Annotated in this window: 15 protein-coding genes and 3 pseudogenes; 7 read left to right on the top strand and 11 right to left on the bottom strand. The window is 60.6% G+C overall.

Features of this window, described 5'->3' with window-relative positions; genetic code table 11:
* From CMI59_RS02205 to CMI59_RS02220, 4 genes are all read left to right on the top strand, one after another.
* On the top strand, positions 1-197 hold a 197-nt coding region (locus CMI59_RS02205; RefSeq protein ID WP_293324113.1), incomplete at its 5' end, for a hypothetical protein.
* A 535-nt stretch (positions 198-732) separates the two neighbouring features.
* Entirely contained in the window at positions 733-1,665 is a 933-nt protein-coding gene (locus CMI59_RS02210) for a hypothetical protein (RefSeq protein ID WP_293324115.1), read from the top strand.
* A gap of 119 nt (positions 1,666-1,784) precedes the next feature.
* On the top strand, positions 1,785-3,020 hold the full coding sequence (locus CMI59_RS02215) for a Fic family protein (RefSeq protein ID WP_167093440.1): 1,236 nt from the start codon (positions 1,785-1,787) through the stop codon (positions 3,018-3,020).
* A gap of 302 nt (positions 3,021-3,322) precedes the next feature.
* Positions 3,323-3,826: a thermonuclease family protein gene (locus CMI59_RS02220; protein ID WP_167093438.1), complete on the top strand. Its 504-nt coding sequence runs from the start codon at positions 3,323-3,325 to the stop codon at positions 3,824-3,826.
* A gap of 439 nt (positions 3,827-4,265) precedes the next feature.
* On the opposite strand, the gene CMI59_RS02225 is transcribed toward CMI59_RS02220, so the two are convergent.
* From CMI59_RS02225 to CMI59_RS16880, 4 genes and pseudogenes are all read right to left on the bottom strand, one after another.
* Complete coding sequence (locus tag CMI59_RS02225) at positions 4,266-5,423, bottom strand: RNA-guided endonuclease TnpB family protein (protein ID WP_167093436.1); 1,158 nt, start codon at positions 5,421-5,423, stop codon at positions 4,266-4,268.
* A gap of 107 nt (positions 5,424-5,530) precedes the next feature.
* A complete protein-coding gene (locus CMI59_RS02230) occupies positions 5,531-5,950 on the bottom strand; it encodes a DUF805 domain-containing protein (RefSeq protein WP_167093433.1) in 420 nt (139 codons plus the stop codon).
* Positions 5,951-6,199: 249 nt separating this feature from the next.
* Positions 6,200-6,463, bottom strand: coding sequence for a zinc ribbon domain-containing protein (locus CMI59_RS16875; RefSeq protein ID WP_363102353.1), 264 nt, complete (start codon positions 6,461-6,463; stop codon positions 6,200-6,202).
* A gap of 122 nt (positions 6,464-6,585) precedes the next feature.
* Positions 6,586-6,699 (bottom strand): annotated as a pseudogene (locus tag CMI59_RS16880) (helix-turn-helix domain-containing protein); the annotation flags it as partial.
* Between the two features lie 501 nt (positions 6,700-7,200).
* On the opposite strand from CMI59_RS16880, the gene CMI59_RS02235 reads away from it, so the two are divergent.
* Together CMI59_RS02235 and CMI59_RS02240 are read left to right on the top strand one after the other, a co-directional pair.
* On the top strand, positions 7,201-7,986 hold the full coding sequence (locus tag CMI59_RS02235; protein WP_293324128.1) for a metallophosphoesterase: 786 nt from the start codon (positions 7,201-7,203) through the stop codon (positions 7,984-7,986).
* Between the two features lie 496 nt (positions 7,987-8,482).
* A pseudogene (locus CMI59_RS02240) lies at positions 8,483-8,953 on the top strand (DDE-type integrase/transposase/recombinase); the annotation flags it as partial.
* A 307-nt stretch (positions 8,954-9,260) separates the two neighbouring features.
* On the opposite strand, the gene CMI59_RS02245 reads toward CMI59_RS02240, so the two are convergent.
* The 7 genes from CMI59_RS02245 to CMI59_RS02275 all read right to left on the bottom strand — a co-directional run bounded on the left by CMI59_RS02245 (position 9,261) and on the right by CMI59_RS02275 (position 16,986).
* Positions 9,261-9,788, bottom strand: a complete 528-nt coding sequence (locus CMI59_RS02245; RefSeq protein ID WP_293324131.1) for a hypothetical protein — start codon at positions 9,786-9,788, stop codon at positions 9,261-9,263.
* Positions 9,789-9,797: 9 nt separating this feature from the next.
* Positions 9,798-10,559, bottom strand: coding sequence for a glycine zipper domain-containing protein (locus CMI59_RS02250; RefSeq protein ID WP_293324134.1), 762 nt, complete (start codon positions 10,557-10,559; stop codon positions 9,798-9,800).
* Positions 10,522-12,165, bottom strand: a complete 1,644-nt coding sequence (locus CMI59_RS02255) for an SUMF1/EgtB/PvdO family nonheme iron enzyme (protein WP_293324137.1) — start codon at positions 12,163-12,165, stop codon at positions 10,522-10,524. The genes CMI59_RS02250 and CMI59_RS02255 overlap by 38 nt, the downstream gene beginning before the upstream one ends.
* Positions 12,158-13,390, bottom strand: a complete 1,233-nt coding sequence (locus CMI59_RS02260; protein ID WP_293324140.1) for an FtsX-like permease family protein — start codon at positions 13,388-13,390, stop codon at positions 12,158-12,160. The genes CMI59_RS02255 and CMI59_RS02260 overlap by 8 nt, the downstream gene beginning before the upstream one ends.
* 11 nt (positions 13,391-13,401) lie before the next feature.
* A complete protein-coding gene (locus CMI59_RS02265; RefSeq protein ID WP_293324143.1) occupies positions 13,402-14,136 on the bottom strand; it encodes an ATP-binding cassette domain-containing protein in 735 nt (244 codons plus the stop codon).
* The gene (locus tag CMI59_RS02270) at positions 14,133-16,406 is read right to left on the bottom strand and encodes a vWA domain-containing protein (protein WP_293324146.1); all 2,274 of its coding nucleotides are present in this window, start codon (positions 16,404-16,406) and stop codon (positions 14,133-14,135) included. Before CMI59_RS02270 ends, CMI59_RS02265 begins: the two co-directional genes overlap by 4 nt.
* 127 nt (positions 16,407-16,533) lie before the next feature.
* Entirely contained in the window at positions 16,534-16,986 is a 453-nt protein-coding gene (locus CMI59_RS02275) for a hypothetical protein (RefSeq protein WP_293324148.1), read from the bottom strand.
* 206 nt (positions 16,987-17,192) lie between these two features.
* Between CMI59_RS02275 and CMI59_RS02280 the strand changes: the two are divergent.
* A pseudogene (locus CMI59_RS02280) lies at positions 17,193-17,298 on the top strand (IS1595 family transposase); the annotation flags it as partial.

Here is a 17,298-nt window from a genome sequence, read left to right on the forward strand (position 1 = left end):
GCATCTGCGGTTCGCCCGCGCGCCCGCGCGCGGGCAAGAAGTCGGTTTGTCTGCATATGGACGAGAAGATCATCGCCGCGGTGGATGCGGTCGCCGCGCCTGGTGAGAACCGTTCCGAGGCCGTGCAGCGCCTGATTTCGGCAGCGCTCGGCCGTGACACCCGTTCCGACCACAGGGAGCCCGTCTTGAAAACGTGACCCCAAACGCGACGAACCCCCCGAAGTTGGCGCTTCGGAGGGCTCGGAAAGAACCCCAGGTGGGTTCGTCGGTCGTGTTTGATAACCCCGACATTACCCACCTCGAATTTCCCCGGCAAGCAAAAAATCGCGCGCCGGCACGGGAGAGCTGCGGCCTGCGAATCAGCCGCGCTGCCCGGAAAGCAGGACGAACGCCCAGCGCGTTCAACGGACTCGAACCGAGGAGGGAAGCGACGATCTAACCCATTGAAACCAAAAGAAAAGGGCCCCCGGTTGCACCCGGAGACCCTTTGAAACCCGAAGCCGACGTCGCGGCCTCTGATCTAGTTCACGGTCAGAAGATAGGCCCGACGGGTTAACGCCGCAAGAACACGCTTGCGGCGAACCCTGGGTCTTTGCCCGGGCGGCGGCTTCCTCAGAACTGGAGGAAGACATGACGGACCGGAATCACCCCGGGCGCCGACCGAACCCTGCTACCCGATTGATGAACACCGAACTGATGCGCCGCGCCCCCGACGCGGAGCTGATGGCGAAAATGCTGGCCGATATCGAGGCGAGCACGGCCCAGCGCGAGAAAGCCAAGGCGAGCGACCGCCGCGCGCTCAGGAACCAGGGCCGCTTCGACATCGTTGAAGGTAAAAACGGCCCCGCGCTCGATCTCAAGATCACGCCGGCCCGCCCGAAAAAGGCCGCATACGGACCACATCGCAACAAGGACCGCTGGCAGGACATGGCCGGCCGCCTCCCGTTCTGGCTGAAGCACTCCACCTATGGCCTGACGCCGGCGATGGGCGCCGTGCTCTACACGCTCGCCAAGGAGCTCAAGGACCGCCGCGAGGTGCGCATCGCCTTCGACGCGATCGCGGCCTATGCGGGCACGAGCCAGAAAACGGTGGAGCGCGCGATCCTGCATCTGGAAAGCCTCGGCCTCATCCGGATCCAGCGCGCCTGGACCGAAAAGCGCAACCGCCGGGCGATCAACACCTACTCCGTGCTCTCGAAAAAACTGCGCGCCTGGATCGATCGTTTTTTTGGATCCCTTACCGACATTTTTGTCGGAGATCCCAATCCTTCGGAAGAAGGAGTCACTGCTCGGCAAGGTAGCCGGAGTTCACCGACCGGGACCGGGACAAACGACACACCCGAAAACGGGAGAGCTCCGAAGAAAGAAAACCGCCCCGCCCCGATATCCGAACCGGTCATGGCGATGGCGACAGCGGCCGCGCGGGTTTTGAGCCCCGAGACAGACCGTGAGCCACAGGTTCTCGATGTCGCCGAACGATATCTGGCGGAACGCGCCCGGTTTGCGGGCTGGAGAGACCGGCTTCAAGGCGATCCCGCGAACCTGTTGGCCGAATTACCAGTTGCCCCCATCTCGCAAAAATGGCGGCAACTCGGCTTGATCGCGCATCCTTCCGAGGGGCAAGCTGAATCGGCATACAGAAGCCTCTCCCCCGTAGAGACATGATTCCATTGCCTTTTCAGCGAAGCCAAACATCGGCAATAAAGATCGGCAAAATAGTAGCGATTTTGTTGTTAAGTACCGATATTTGAACGACTTTTCCTGCTCCATAGATCGGCAATCGGATGGCGCCGCTTGAAACCCCGGGTCGCATCGAACCCTGCCTTCTTGAGGGGGCGGATTCCGGCGTGCCGGCAGACCTGGCCAACCTCGCCGGGACCATCCTGGAAGACGCCCGGAAGCTGGACAACGAGCTCCGTTCTCCCGGGACCAGGCAGGAGCTTGCTGAGCTCGTCCGTGTAATGAATGCTTACTACTCCGGTCTCATCGAAGGCCACGACGTCCGCCCACGCGACATCGAATACGCGCTGGCAGGCGCCGAAGTCGATGACAAAATCCGCCCTCTGGCAGAAGAGGCCAAGGCGCATGTCCTCGTTGAGCGGGAAATCGACGAACTCTTCGCTGCCGACCGCTTGCCGGTGGCCACATCGATAGAATTCATCAGATACGTCCATGCCCGCTTCTACGAAAACATGCCCGCAGAATATCGGGTGATGACATCAGGCGATGGACGGAAGATCGAGATCGTTCCGGGTCGCTTTCGCGAGACCGATGACGAAGACGTATCCGTCGGACGCCATCAGCCCCCGAGTTCTGTCCGCGTCGCCGAATACATGAAGCACTTCGCCCGGCGCTACGGCGAGCTCTCGTCTCAAAACAAGATCCGCTACATGCTCGCAATCCCGGCAGCCCATCATCGCCTCAATTTCATTCATCCCTTCCCCGACGGGAACGGCCGGGTATCCCGGCTCGTATCTCATGCGATGGCGCTTCACGCCGGGATCGGCAGTCACGGGCTCTGGTCGATTTCCCGCGGCCTAGCAAGAGGCCTTGTCGACAGCGGCGAATACAAACGGCAGATGGATGCCGCCGACGGTCCGCGGCGCGGCGACCTGGACGGTCGGGGGAACCTGTCTCTGGCCGCGCTCAGCTCTTTCACGGAATGGTTTCTGAAAGCAGCCCACGATCAGATCCGCTTTTCCCTCTTCATGTTCGACCAGGACCGCCTTCTCGAGCGTTACACCGATATCATCCGCGAAACCGTCGACGACGCGCGTGCACCTACACTGGCGGAAGCGGTATTCCTTTCAGGAGAACTTGACCGCGGCCACGCCGCTCTGGTCCTGCAGACGTCGCAGCGTACTGCGCGGAAAACGCTGACCAGACTCGTGTCAGCCGGATTTCTCAAATCGGACGGCCCAAAGACACCGGTCCGCATTGCCTTCCCTCTCGATTACAGAGAGCGCTTTTTCCCGGACCTTTTCGGAGCGGCTGAACGCGATCCAGACAGCTTCGGTTAGACGCGTACGGCTCCTGTCACCCTGAGTGTGACCTCGCCGGATCAGCAAAACAGCCCGCACCGCATCGCATGAAGACGTTCCAACCCGGTTGGGAGACAAAGTGACCGGCGAGATCGATACGAGCTGGGCCGGCTGCCAGCAGATACCCTCCGCGACAATCGCTTCCGTCACCGGTGTCCTCGACGGTTGGGTCCATCTCCCAACACGCAGCCCCTGAAACCTGCCCCTGAACGATTTACCAAAAGCGCACTTTTTCTCGCTTTTGATAAAGTCTTTTCGACGCTCCCGACATGGACACAAAGATGGCTCGCATATTTCAGTTCCGTTCCAGACCCCGCCGCCGCTTCATAGGACTCTTTCGCCGCCGCAATGCCGGCTTCGCCGTCGGCCTGCTGATTATCGGCGCGATCGCTCTCTATCAACAGACCAGTACCTCCGGGGCCCCGTCCGGCGCTGCGACGCCTGTCTCGGCCTCCGAGATCACATCGATTTACGACGGCGACACGTTCCGTATGGGCGCCGAGCGGGTCCGCATTCTCGGCGTGGATGCGCCGGAACTGGGGACCCGTGCGAAATGCGCCGCCGAGCGCGAGGCCGCGATCAAGGCCCGGGACTATCTCCGCCGCAAACTGCGTGGTGGTGCCGTTGTCACGATCGAGCGCAATGGGAACGACGTGTACGAGCGCACGCTCGCGCGTGTTTTCGTCGATGGACATGATATCGCCGACGACATGATTTCGATTGGTCTTGCAATCCCCTATTCCCCCTCGACGCATGGGAAATGGTGCGACATCGTTCGCAAATAACGATACCCGTAGCGGAGCCGACGTCTTTGAAACCCTGTCCTCGCCTTGCCAGGAGAACCGATACGCCGCGACCGGTTTGCCACTCGGCGCACCGAATCGCCGGGGGGCGGCCCGAGCTAGGTTCCGCGCCGCTTGGTTCTCACGGCGAGGTCCGGTCCCATCGATACGGACACCGGGCACGCAAATGAAAATCTCGATACGCGCTTTCCTCCCCACCTTGAACGACGGGGCTTCCCACGCATTTATCAACGAAAAGGCCCTGCCGCTAGGGAACAGCAGGGCCTTTTCTCGCCTTCCAGGGTTCTGAATCTGAGGAGGCGGTCCGTCAGCGCCCGCCGAAACCGGAGGACGCAAAACTGGAGTGGTGACTGCTCCCCGCCCTGAAGGACGGGGCTTCCTGCTTCGCTGGCGGCGGCCGCTCTCCCGGGGGAGAATGGTCTTACGCATGCCTCCACAGGCCTGAGACGGACAGTCCTGCCGCCTGTAACTTCAAAAGCCCCTCGCGGCGGATATTGTCTGCCGCGTTTCCGTCCCGATCGTGCTCCGCACCGCAATTGCCACAGGTCCACGATCTGTCGGCGAGAGATAGATCGTCATTGATCGAGCCGCAGAGCGAGCACGTCTTCGTCGACGGGTTGAACCGATCTATCTTTACGAAATGCCGGCCGGATTCCTGGGCCTTGTAGGCCAGCTTCGAGACGAAGCCGTGCCATCCGGCGTCGGCGACGGACCGGGCAAGCGCCCGGTTCCGGAGCATGCCACGGACATTCAGCGTCTCGACGCAAATCGCTTGGTTCTCGTCGACCAGCAGTCTCGACAGTTTGTGCTGAAAATCGTTTCGGGCGTTCGTCACGCGCTCGTGGGCGCGCGCGACCTTCAACCGGGACTTCGCCCGGTTGGAAGATCCTTTCTTCTTGCGCGACAAGGCGCGCTGCTGCCGCTTCAGCGCTGCAAGAGCGTTGCGGTAATGCCTCGGGTTCGGAACTTTCACGTTCCGGCCATCCGAGTTGCCGGAGAGCGTCGCAAAATGCACCAATCCGAGGTCAATGCCGACGGCGTCGGATGCGGAAACCTCCTCGGGCGCTACCGGAGCTTCGCGCCCATCCTCGACCAGGATCGAGGCGAAGAACTTGCCCGTTGGCTCACGGGAGACGGTAACCGTCTTGATCTCGCCCTCGACCGGGCGGTGCAGCACCGCGCGGACGTCCCCGACCTTCGGTAAATACAGTCGGCTTCCGCCGACGATCCTGACCCGCTGCGGATACGAGATCGCCTGTCGGCCGTGCTTCGACTTGAAACGCGGATAGCGACCCCGCTTCCGGAAGAAACGCTGAAACGCCTCGTCGAGATGCATGATCGATTGCTGCATAGCCTGGCTGTCGCCACGCTTCAGCCAGGCCGTTTCCGGCGCCGATTTCAACCTGGGCAGACGCTTGATCAAATCGGATCTGGAGATGGATCCCTTCCGCTCCTTCCAGAGCGACGACCTCTGCTCCAGCGCGTCGTTGAAGACCCAGCGCGCTGCGCCGAACTGGAAGTCCAGTTCCTCAGCTTGTTCCTTCGTGGGGTAGAGCCTAAGCTTGATCGCGCGTCGCATACCGGAATCTTTCCGCAGAGCCGACTGAAATGCAAGAACCAAAAGAGAACACAGGTATTCCCGCTCGCGCGGGAGCGCCGTGTATCCCCGCCCTGAAGGACCGGGTTTTACGGCGCGTTCGGATAAGGGAAGCGGTTGCGGCCGTAACGGTTCGCACCGGGCGTACCCGGAGTGACCATCAATGCAACCAGCGCGATCGCAAAGACGAGGAACATCAACGCCAGATCCGGCATGACCGCAACAGCGCCGACAGCCGGAACAAACCACAACCCGTTCAGGCCGATATCGTGCAGGCGCTGCACGCAGATGCTCGCGAAAATATAAGAAATCGGCAGCAATGCCATTCCCGCCCATCCGAACACATCGAACCCGACATTGGCGATCTCCCAAATCGCCGTCGACAATACGAGGCTCAACGCGAAACCGGCAGCCATAGTTGCCGCTCCGATCGTCAGCACAAAGCTCGCCCGTGAACGCCGGCCGCGCATCGAAAGCAATTCGAAAATATGCGTCCTGAATTCGTCCACCGGCTACTTCTGACAAAGATGTCAATATTCAAGCCGGATCTTGTCTGCATGTCTATGGACACCGGATCACACAAATCGGATTTCGGAACAATTCTTCAAGCGCACTCAACACTCTGTTCAACCCGCACCGAACGCAACAAAAGTTACGCTGTCGCCTGAACACGGCCACACTGAGCTCATCTCAGACAGGTAGTCCCTGTCCTGATTGCCTTAACGTCTTCCCCGACCTGAAGGAGGGGGATTTTCGCATCAGCCTGATGCGAGCGGGATCTGACGAGATTCCCGGTTCGACGGACCCGCGTCCGCCGCCCTCTCCGAAAGCCGCGTTCCGGCCTGAAGTATGTTCCGCGCCGCTTTCGTATCGGCATGGGCCGAGTGCCCGCAGTCGGAACAGATAAGCACCGCTCGGCTCTTGCGGTGGGTTTTCGAGATCGAACCACACTCCGAACAGGTCTGGCTCGTCGCAGCCGATACTGACATGCCAGCCCAGCGGGTCGCTTGTGACCGTAACATTCTTCACGGTACCGGCGATGTCGCGGGTCCAGCGGAAGCGGACCGGGCCGATTTTCGGGAGATGGGTCATCCCCCAATTCCGATTGAGGCGCCGGGGTGTGGGATAGCCGGCGCGCCCGGCGCTGCTCCAGCGCGAGATTATAGACCAGCCGCACCACGCCGGCGCATTGCCGCATCTGCGCGGCCTGCTCATCCGTCGAGGCTAGTACGTATCGCCAGACGCGGAAAACCTTCATGGCGTCGATATGGACGCCGGCCCTGCCAGTGCAAACACTCGATGGAGGCTATCCGCCCTGCCCTGACCCGGGCTGCGCCGAAGGCTACGCCGAGGCAAGACAACGAGGTTTCCCACGCGTAGTCAGACGAAGATTTTCGGGGCGGATGAAATGCAGGCACTCAGTAGCCTTCCCCGCGACACCAGAGGCGCGGCGCCAGCATCCCGCTTTCAGCTTGCGATCCGACATTGACGCGCTATATAAAAACTCGAATACAAAATCGAAGCGGTATGCCGTCCCGGACGCAACACGGATCGCTCGATGGCGACGCAGTGTTCGAAACCGAAGCAGATCCCGCTGTGATGCGGGCACGAGCAGAACCACCACCTGCTCGCCTCGTGGTGACGTGCAGATGATCCCGCCAGCGAAACACAGAAGACAGGATGCGTCGGGTCAGATTCGCCCGGGTCAATTCGTCCGGGTCAGGGGCGCAAATATGCAGAGCGTGGAGATGATGGCGCCATGACCCGAATTGCCGTCTATTCAGACCTCCATTACGAGCATGGGAGTGACTTCACGCCGCCGGCAGATCTGCGCGGCAAGATCGATGTCGTCGTTCTGGCAGGCGATATCTCGGAAGGCCGGGACGGCATCGAGCGGGCCAAAGCCATCGCCCATAGGCTGGATGCGCCTGCGGTCTATGTCCCGGGCAATCACGAATTCTATGACGGCATTCTTGAGGATGTGATCGAGGACCTTCGGGCGGCCTCGAACGATGAGGTCCATGTTCTGATGAACGACACCGTGAAGCTTGACGGCACGCGCTTCGTCGGCACCACGCTCTGGACCGACTACCGGATTGATCCGGACACGTATTATTCGGCCTTGGGCCAACTCCGGCGTGAGATGAACGACTTCCGTTTTATCAAGCGGCGTTCGGCCAGCCGGAACCGGCGCAAGCTCAATCCGCGATGGGTGGTCGGTCTGCACCGCGAGCAGAGGAACTGGCTCGAAAGCGCTTTGGCCGAGCCCTTCGAGGGCCCGACTGTGGTCGTCACCCATCACGCGCCGAGCGCCAGAAGCCTGGACAAAAACCCGGAGCGAGCAAAGAGTCTGGACGCCGCAGCCTATGCATCGGATCTCGAGTACCTGATCGAGCGATATGAGCCGGAGGCGTGGGTCCACGGTCATATCCACGACAGTCTCGACTACACGATCGGCAGCACCCGGGTGCTCTGCAATCCCTATGGCTACCAGATCGAGGTGACGAACCCGGAATTCGACCCGGGCTTTACGTTCAAGGTTTGATGTCCGGATCCCGGTCCAGGTCTTCCGGCACACGGGGTCTGGCCTGCCCGGCATCACCTGCGCTTTGTCGTATCTTTGAGGCAGCAAATGCCGGCGCATCGACACTCTCGTGTTCTGGAAACTGGCACACTGGCTGGCGCGGAAATATCGGTCACGCATCAAACCCTTGATGCGGAGCTGATATCGAGAGCCAGAGGGGGCAAGACAAAGACCTAGCTCGTTTAAGGACGAAGTGAACGTGGAAACCGTGTCGAAAAGGCTCTGCGCCGAATGGCATCAAGCCCAGACGCGTAGTTCCGATGGCCGAACCCGGAGATCAATCCATACATCTTCCGGCGCAAAACTCGCTGCACCGTCCCCTCAAACTATCGTGATGTCACCATGACCATGGGCCAAGATTGATTAGAGAGCCGAATGCGCTGAAAGGTGCACCTACGGTTCGGGGAGGAGAAGCGCATCCGCGCTTCTTACGCCACTCCCCACGCGGCGGGGCTTCTGGCGGGGCTTCGTTTATATCGCATTGGTCATCGATACCTTTACCCGACGGATTGTCGGTTTGCGCGTGAGCCGCAGGGCTGATACGGGCCTCGTTCTCGATGCTCTCGAGCAGGCCGTGCATCAACGCAGGCCGGAAGCGGGTCTGGTGCATCATTCGGAGCGGGGATCGCAATACCTGTCGATCAAATATACCGAACGGCTGGCCGAAGCCGGTCTGGAGCCTTCGGTGGGTAGCGTCGGCGACAGCTATGACAATGCCCTGGCCGAAACGGTCAACGGCCTGTTCAAGGCAGAGGTCATCCACCGCCGTGGCCCATGGCGCAGCTTCGAGGCTGTGAAATGCGCTACACTCGAATGGGTCGACTGGTTCAACAACCGCCGCCTGATGGAGCCCATCGGAAACATCCCGCCCGCAGAGGCCGAAGCAACTCACTACACCGCTCTGGAAACACAGACCATGGCGGCCTAACCTAAATTACCTGGCCTCCGGCAATCCTGGCGCGGTTCACTGGGACTATTCCAGCCGTCATGGTGCGTAGATCAAGCCACATCAATTGCCAGAATCAGTTGCGATTCCTGGCCCGGAGATGGGAACTTTCTAACGAGACCAGCCATCAGCAATCGTGTTCTCAAGAGGATGCTTGACGACTATTGCCGCGTCCACACCTCCTCTCTGCTCGCGCCGCTTTCTCCCGAGCGAGAAGGCATTCTGCAACCCCGAATGAGAACCAGCACCCGACACTCATTTAGAAAGCTCAAACAACGAATCGAGCGCCCTAATAGCCGGCCGATAACTCATCCACGACGCTTACAATGCCGTCCAGCTCGTCCAGATCATCCTGAATGCTGCCCACCCGAGCTTTCGCCTCGGGCACGGGAAGCTTGTCGCTATCGGCGCTGGCGACCTTGTAGCTATGGTCCACTTTTGCGACCGTCCTTTCCGCTTGGCGAAGTTTGAGCCACGCGTCCGAGTTTCGGCCCCGCTCGGTATCGAGCTTGCGCTTCTGCGCGGCGATCCGTTCGCGCAGTTTCGAAATGCGCGCATGGGAGCGGTCCAGTTCATACCGGATCTGCGCCCGCTCCTGCCGCAGCGCCGCCGCCCGATCCATCAGCGCATTATGTTCGCCCTGTTCGGATTGCAGCACCTGTTCCTTCTCGTCGATACGCTGTTGATAACCGCCGCCCATGACGCCGCTAACGCCGTTCATGAACCCGCCAGCCGCCGGATCCGAGTTGACGCCCTGACAGGACGCCAGCAACGTCACTGCCAGAAACATGAGGGATCCGGTAAGATAATTTTTCATGCGCCCCTCCTAGCCCAAAGACGGATCGGAAATCTCGTCTGAAACCTTTGCCATGTAATCGATACGGCGCCCCAACTCTTCCACTTCCGAGTCGTACTTCTTCATGTCTGTGCCAGGATTGGCCTTCTGGAATTCATTCCCGGCGTCCTTGAAGACCTTGTGCTGCTTGCGGGCGTCTGCAATCTGGCTGTCGATATAGGCCCGGTTGTCCTTGACGTCCTTGATCTCCCTGTCGTACTCGGCCTTCTTGATCAATCCGTCTTCATACTGCTTGTTCGCCAGCGCCAACCGTTTGCGGTCTTCCGCAACCACATCCTCGAGTGCAGACACCATCTGCTTGGCCTGAACGTTCTTGGTATGAACGTCGGCGATCATGGCATCCAGCTGCTGCTCCTTGTGCGCATATTGCTGCTGCTTATTCGCCAGGTAATTGCCGGCCAAACCGCCCGCGAGCGCGCCGGCAGCGGCACCGATCGCAGCGCTTTTTGCGTCCCTACCGATCAAAATGCCCATGATCGCGCCGCCAACCGCACCCATCGCGGCACCTTCCCAGATGGTTCGGTTGAACGCTTCGGATCGCTCATGCATGGTGCGTTCGGCCGGGCTCATGTCCGGTTCATCGGACGCGCCGAGATAGCTTCCGCTACCGGTCGTCTGGCAGCCGACAAGAAAGACGGCCGCGACCGCCATGACGAAAAACCGTTTGATAAATGTCATCTCATCCCCCAATGACCTACAGATCGGAAAGCGCGCGGTGCCACGCCTCGACATTCGCCTTTCCATTTCTCCTGTACTCGCTGATATGCGCAACAAAAAGATCCGCATAAGGAATTAGGTACTTGATCTTCTTCAGTTCGAACTCGACATGCAGCGCGTCGAGCTGCGGCGACACGACCTGAACCGAATAGTCGCTCGCCACCGAAACCACGATATCCGCGTAGTAGGCCAGAGACCGGTCGCGAGCCTCGCGCAGCTGATCGAGATTCTTCGAAATTTTCGCAATCTGGCCGCCGGCCCTGTCGAGCGCCGATTGCATGCGGGCAACCTTGTCGGCCTGCCCGGCAGTTCTCGCATCCAGAAGACGCGCCCTTATCTTGTCTCTGAGCGCATCCGCTCTTTCCTTTGCCTTTTCGACGGCGGAAAGGCGCACCTCATCCGTCTTGACCTTGTTTGCGAAAATCGCACCCGTTCGAACGAGCGCCTTAACGGCGCGATTTCGAACTTCGTTCCGCTCGGCGCTGACACGCTCGAAGCCGAGCCGAGCCGCATCGAGTTGGTCACGCAGCGTCTTGTCTTCGACCGACTTGGCGACGTTCGCGACTGCGGCGATGGCGGCGCGCTGATCGTCCGCCGTTTGGTCCGCCGAATCCGGCGCGGGCAGTTGTTCCCACGCCTTCTGAATCTGGGTCAGCCGCTTGGCCGAGACCACGGCTGGCGCGGAGATCGCCAGACGGAATCCCATGGTGCTCAGATGGTTGGCCTTGCCAGTGCGATCGTCGAAGAAGGAATGTTCGTCGCGCATGGAGGAGCGCATCTGCGTATCGGAGGTGTGGATATCGCCGCCTTTGCTGATAAATCCGCCAACCTGCCCGTGCAGCCTGCCGCGCTTGTTGAGATGGAACGGCTCGAAGACCATCTCGGATGCATTCCCCAGAATATCATGGAGCCCCAGCGGATTCCCTTTCAAGAGACCGGCCGGCCGTAGTCGCCCACCCGCGGACCCAGATCCCTGGAACCACGCATATTGCGCGAGATTGCCGTCAGGCATCGGAAAGACACGGCCGCGAAACGCCGCATTATCAACCGCAAGGCCGCCTCGCGCGGCGAATTCCCATTCATCTTCGGTCGGCAGCCTCAGATAGCCGGCAAGCTGGCCTTCCCTGGGCACCGCGTCGGGCGCGTTCTTGAGGAGCCATTCGGTATAGGCCCGTCCGGACTCGACGGCGTTGAACCAGCTCACACCGACTTCCGGCAGGGCTTCCCTGGTGGATGGCTTGAGGCAGTCGCCGACCAGCGCGGCCGCCTGTAGATGCGTCACCTCATACTTGCCGAGATAGTATGTCCGCCGGGTCTTGTCTTTCGCGTCGGTGAAGGTGCCGGCGACATAGGCGTCGCGGCGGTCTTCCTTGTAGGCGACATTCTCGTCGGTACCGCCCAGTTCCACTTTCACATCGTCGAGCCAGTCGGTGCTTTCGATGGTGATCGGACGGAAAGCCATGGCCCCGCCGCATGGCAGGGGAAGAACCAGATCGTTCGGCTGGGGCTTCGGATTATAGTATTTTTCCTTCCATTCGATCCCGGCCGGCGCCGCCGGCGCATTGCCCGCCGTCAGCGCGGCGAGGCAGAAGAACGTGGCCAGAAGGAGAGTTCTACGCATCGCGAATGCCCTCCGAAGGATCGACCCGCGCCGTCCGCACGGCGGCAAGGGACGAGGCGGCGACCGCCGTGAACAGCGTTCCTGCGAACGCGAAGGCATAATGGGCGGGCAGCAAACGGCAGATCGCCTCTCCCGGCCTGAGGCTCCCCGCGAAGAACCCGTTAAGCGTGGAGGCAATCATGAGAAAAAAAGCGAAGGAGAGAGTACTGCCGAGAAACGCGATGACCGCGGCCTGGGAGACCGGGAAGAAGGCAAGCGCGGAACGCGGCATGCCGACCAAACGGATGAGGCTCAGATGGCGCCTTTTGCGATCTACATTGGAAACGAGATTGGCGGCCAGCGACAGCACGAAGCCCAGCGTGCCGACCCCTGCCAACATCCAGAAGATACGGCTAAGATTGCGATCGAGGCTCTGCAGCGATTCAATCTCCGCGGCACGGGTTCTAACATTGAGACCGGCGCCCACCAGCCGGTCCCGTAGAGCGGACACCGTGTAGATCGAAGAGGCATAAAGGCGGTAACGCGGATAGATACGATTTTCAGTCGGCCGGTTTTCGCCGGGCCAGTTCCTGTCCGGCACCGAAAATCCGTCACGATAATCTTCCGTTGCCTCAAGGAATGGGAGCGAGACGAAGGCGACCTCGTTCGGGTTGGCCGATTCCGGCGCGACCGCCAACACGGTCAGTTCGAGCTTGACCCGCTCGCGCCTGTCGCCGCGTATGCGCTGGAGATAGCCGGTCAGGCGGTCGCCCTGCCCGGCCTCAAGCCGCCGCGCGGCGAGATAGGAAAGGATGATCCCGTTCCCGGAAGCGCCCGAAACAAGCGTCGAAAGGCTATCTTTCATATCGGGCGGAAGCAGCGGATCGCCCGGGCCGGAGGGAAACATCTGTACGCCGCGCAACCGGTTCCCGTTGCCAGGATTGCGAAGCATGTTGATACTTGCCGAAATCGCACGCGTGTTCGGCATGACGAAGCCCACCTCGCCCCAGCCTTCGACGTTTTCAAACCATGCCATGTCGTAGCGGCCGCTTCCGACGCCGATGATCTCCCGGCTTCGCGGATCTTCGATCAGGCGCTGCGCCAGCGTGGCGACGAGCCCGAACTTCAGCCCGAAAAGAACGAGCAGGGGCAGCAATACAGAAATCACGGCGAGAATGAAGCACAGAGCGCTCAGACGCTCGTGCGACAATTCCCGCAGAGCAAGGATGACGGCTTGCCAGCTCACATTCGTCCCCCCTAGTTCCAGAACTCGGAGCGGACACATCCCTCATCGTGACCGAGGCGGTGCTCGAGCGCGGGAAGGCCGAGCGCATCGAGACGCAGCCAGTCATGGCTTGCAACAACAAGCGCGATCCCGCGCTCCCGGGCAACGTCGAGAAGGAGCCGAAAAACATGATCGGCGGTGACAGGGTCGACCGACGCTGTCGGCTCGTCGGCAAGGATCACAGCCGGGTCATGCACCAGCGCACGGCCAATGGCGACGCGCTGGCGTTCGCCAACCGAAAGATCGGAGGGCATCTTTTTAAGCAGATGATCGATCTCGAGCCGTTCGGCGAGCGGCATGAGCCGATCGTTCGTCTCTGCGAGCAAGCGCAAAGGCAGCAGTATATTCTCCGCGACGCTCAAAAAGGGAAGCAGATCGCCCGTTTGCAGGACGTAGCCGATATAGCGGCCGCGCAACCGGCTGGCCCGCCCTTCCTGCTTGCGGCGCCACAGACCGGCGACATCGACCGGCTTTTCGTTTTCGGCCGGCGAGAATCTGAAGGTACCGCTCTCGGAAGGCTCCAAAGTCATCGCCAGCAGATCGAGCAGAGTGCTCTTGCCGCAGCCGCTCCGCCCGCGCGCTACCACGATGCCGCCCCTGTCCAGCACGAACCGGGGCACGCGGAGTTCGAATATGTGCCCGGCCTTTTCCCGTCGCTTGGCGAGGTCGAGCACATCGAACACCGGTGCCCCGTCGTGCACTGTCACGGCAGCGCCTCCAGCTTGACCGGATAGACCGCATCGCCGGGTACGCGTCCACCATCAAGAGAGATCCAGAGATCGGTGTCGTCGTGATATTCCTGGTAGTTACGGATCTTCGCTTCCAGTTCGTCCAGAAATTCACGCTGCTGCCCGAAGCTCCAGCTGAGCCAGGTGGCCTCGTCGATCTCCAGCACTTTCGACTTGTAGGGTAAGCCTTCCAGGTATTCGCCCAGGGCGCCGACATCGGCGAGGCGGTTCACCTGCGAGGTGCCGACATTGCCCGGATCGCGGCTCATCAGCGCGGCCGCCTCCTGAAGCTGGCTGAAAAACTCGCTCGCCGTCGTGCGCGTACGTTCCGCCGTTTCGACAATCGCCTTCAAGGCCTGCTGGAGATCGCTCAGCTGGTTACGGGTCAGCAAGACTCGCACCTGCATCGATTTGAGCGACGGGTCCTCCAGCGCCACATCGGACACCCAGCCTTCGTAAAGGGACGGCGCCTTGGTGCCCGCTTCCCGGCCCAGATATTTCAGACGCATCGCATATCCCGCCATGGCGAGCCGCTTCTGAAACTCCATCTCTTCCTTTGTCGCCGGCGGGGCGTTCGTTTCAGCTTTCGCAGGCTCCGCGGACGCGGCCTTTCCGCTTGCATCAAGCTGCCCCTGATAAGCCGCCATCTCCTCCTTGTGTTTTGCCTTGGCAGACGCCACCGCGCGCTCATATTCGGCCATGATCTTATCGCGACGGGCCTTGTAGCTGTCTTCGTCCTTCTGGTGAGACTTGGCAACGTCAGAGGAGACATCGCTTGCCACCATACTGGCCAGGCTGTCCACATTGGAACCGAACCTGTCGATATCGCCGTTCGGCACGCCGAAATAGAGCGGGCCGGTCACCGGGTTTTTCGACAGTTCGCGATACTGCTTTTCGGCTTCCTTGTGGTTGCCGCGTCCGGCCGGCGTCTCCAGGTGGAGGACCGAGATGGCGATGTCCTTTTCCTGGGCCAGAATATTGAGTTGCTTCGCGTCCTGGCCCGTACGCCCCAGCGGGTCGGTGGAGGACCGCGCTCCAGCATCGGTAACGAGAATGACCCAGCGGCCGTCGACCCCGCCCCAATCCATATCGGTAATGGCGGTCAGCGTGCCGGCATAGGAGTCTTCCCGGAAGTCTTTGCTGGAACTAGTGGCCGCGCGCACATCCCCGATCCGTGCATCGAACTGCTCGCGCGAACAGCCTGCCTTGAGCGGCAGATGGATATTCGTCACATAGCCGAGCCCCGGCGCCGCATCCACATTGTCACGAAAGCCGACAATGCCGAAGCACATGTTCTTGCCGTTCTTCGATCCGGCAAGCTGGTTCTGAATACGCTGAACGGCCTCGCGCGTTCGCTCGATATATGGCTGCATCGAGGTCGTGGTATCGACCACGAACACGACACCGGCCTTAAAGGGTCTGTAGGTCAGCGTGCCAATATCGGGTTTCGGCGGCACGACGAGGTCGGGCTTCTTCGAAACGGGGGCTGGATCCGGCTTGTCAGCAACGGCAGAAACGACCTTCAGATTCTCCTCCTTCTTGAGGACCTTTCCGTCTTCCGTCGCATTCACGATCGCCACCTTGAGCAGCTTGGCGATAAAGCCGTCGTCGAAGTAGGCCTCGTCATGCTCCAGGATCGGCAGGAGATAGAACTGCTCGCTGAAATCGATCGCATTGGCGGGTTCGGCGGTCGAGACCGCAAAGCCAGGCGGCACCTCGCCCGAGGTCGCCGTCGCGCGATAGCCGCGCGCTTCATTTGCCGCGTTGCCGCCTTCGATCAGGGAACCAAGCGTCTCCTCGTCGCGGAAGAACAGACTGCGCTCACGATTGGCAGGGTTGGTGAACTCGAGCACGAGCGATTGCTTCCAGTCGATGGTCCGGTCGGCCGCCACCCAGCCATTTGTCGGGCCCTGATTGGCATGGGCGACTTCCAGCCATTCCTTCCCGTGGTAATCGATGCGCTTGTAGACATATAGAAGCGTGAGTGGCGGCAGCGGCTCGGCATTGGCAGGGGCGCTATGGCCCGGCGCATCCACGAGGGGCGTCCCAGGCCGCACCAGCACGCGCTGATAGAGCGTTTTCTTGCCTTCCATCAGCAAAGGCGTCTGCTGCGCGAACGCGGGCGCAGCGGCGCCGGCAAGCAAAGCGCCGACGATGCCCAGCAGCAGCGAGACCGTCAAAAAGAATGAGAAGATCGAACGGCGGTCTTCGGTTTTCCGAACGCCTTTATGGAGCTCAACTTCCGGCAAAGTCTCTCCCCCCTGGAAAATCTGTCAAAACCAAATCGCGAATTTGTCGGGATGAATCCGGTTTCATAGCACCGTCTTTCGGGTCCCTTGCCCCGGATCATTTGTCTGCGGATTACTTGCCCGCAGATCACTGGGCCGGAAGCGCGGCCAGCCGCGCCTGCGCGCTTACATCGCCGTTTTTGACCGCCCGCTCGTACCATTTGCGGGAATCTTGGGCGTTGGGCTTGGTGAAAGCGCTTGGCTGCGTTCCCCACAAATTAGGGTCCAGCATCTCGCCGATCGCCCGCGCCGAGGGACCATGTCCCTTGCGCCAGCCTTCCTCCCAGAGAACGAGAGACATGTTTGGCTTCTTGCGCTGCATGTAGTCATTGCCAAGCGCATAGAGTTCGGACGGCGGCAATCCGGCTATGTCGAGCTTTTCAAGTTCGCACTGCATGTCGCCCGCGCTCGACTTCGAGGCGAGCCCCATGGCCCGGACAGCGGGTGCGCAGGACCATTGATCATAGGCCGAAACGTGAACGGCAAACGCAACAACGATGACGGCCACCAGTCCGGCCGCCACGATACCCAATGTTCGCATGGATTGTCCCCCCAATCCGCGTAAATCCGGCAATCGAAATCACTTCACCAATTCCAATAGTGAACCCGATATGACAAATCGAGTCGAGTCTCAATCATCGAATATTGTTCAAATATGGGATGACTGGCTTACTTCGGGGACAAACGACCATGAACCAGCCCTGCCTATCCGGTTGACTCCCACACCCACTAGATCTAGTGTCGGGCATGGATGTCCTGGCTCGTGAAGATTTGCCGTTCCCGCAGTCTCTGCCGGAGTTCCAGCGTATTTTCCCGGACGACACGGCCTGTGCCGCCTATCTCGAAAGCGCCC

It is taken from the genome of Parvibaculum sp. (genome assembly GCF_002684405.1).
GTDB lineage: Bacteria > Pseudomonadota > Alphaproteobacteria > Parvibaculales > Parvibaculaceae > Parvibaculum.

Bases quoted from the DNA above. Each gene is read 5' to 3' on its own strand.
- CMI59_RS02220 (WP_167093438.1), top strand. From the start codon at position 3,323: ATGGCTCGCATATTTCAGTTCCGTTCCAGACCCCGCCGCCGCTTCATA.
- CMI59_RS02255 (WP_293324137.1), bottom strand. From the start codon at position 12,165: ATGCGTAGAACTCTCCTTCTGGCCACGTTCTTCTGCCTCGCCGCGCTG.
- CMI59_RS02210 (WP_293324115.1), top strand. From the start codon at position 733: ATGCTGGCCGATATCGAGGCGAGCACGGCCCAGCGCGAGAAAGCCAAG.
- CMI59_RS02250 (WP_293324134.1), bottom strand. From the start codon at position 10,559: ATGTCGAGGCGTGGCACCGCGCGCTTTCCGATCTGTAGGTCATTGGGG.
- CMI59_RS02225 (WP_167093436.1), bottom strand. From the start codon at position 5,423: ATGCGACGCGCGATCAAGCTTAGGCTCTACCCCACGAAGGAACAAGCT.
- CMI59_RS02215 (WP_167093440.1), top strand. From the start codon at position 1,785: ATGGCGCCGCTTGAAACCCCGGGTCGCATCGAACCCTGCCTTCTTGAG.
- CMI59_RS16875 (WP_363102353.1), bottom strand. From the start codon at position 6,463: ATGTTACGGTCACAAGCGACCCGCTGGGCTGGCATGTCAGTATCGGCT.
- CMI59_RS02235 (WP_293324128.1), top strand. From the start codon at position 7,201: ATGACCCGAATTGCCGTCTATTCAGACCTCCATTACGAGCATGGGAGT.
- CMI59_RS02275 (WP_293324148.1), bottom strand. From the start codon at position 16,986: ATGCGAACATTGGGTATCGTGGCGGCCGGACTGGTGGCCGTCATCGTT.
- CMI59_RS02245 (WP_293324131.1), bottom strand. From the start codon at position 9,788: ATGAAAAATTATCTTACCGGATCCCTCATGTTTCTGGCAGTGACGTTG.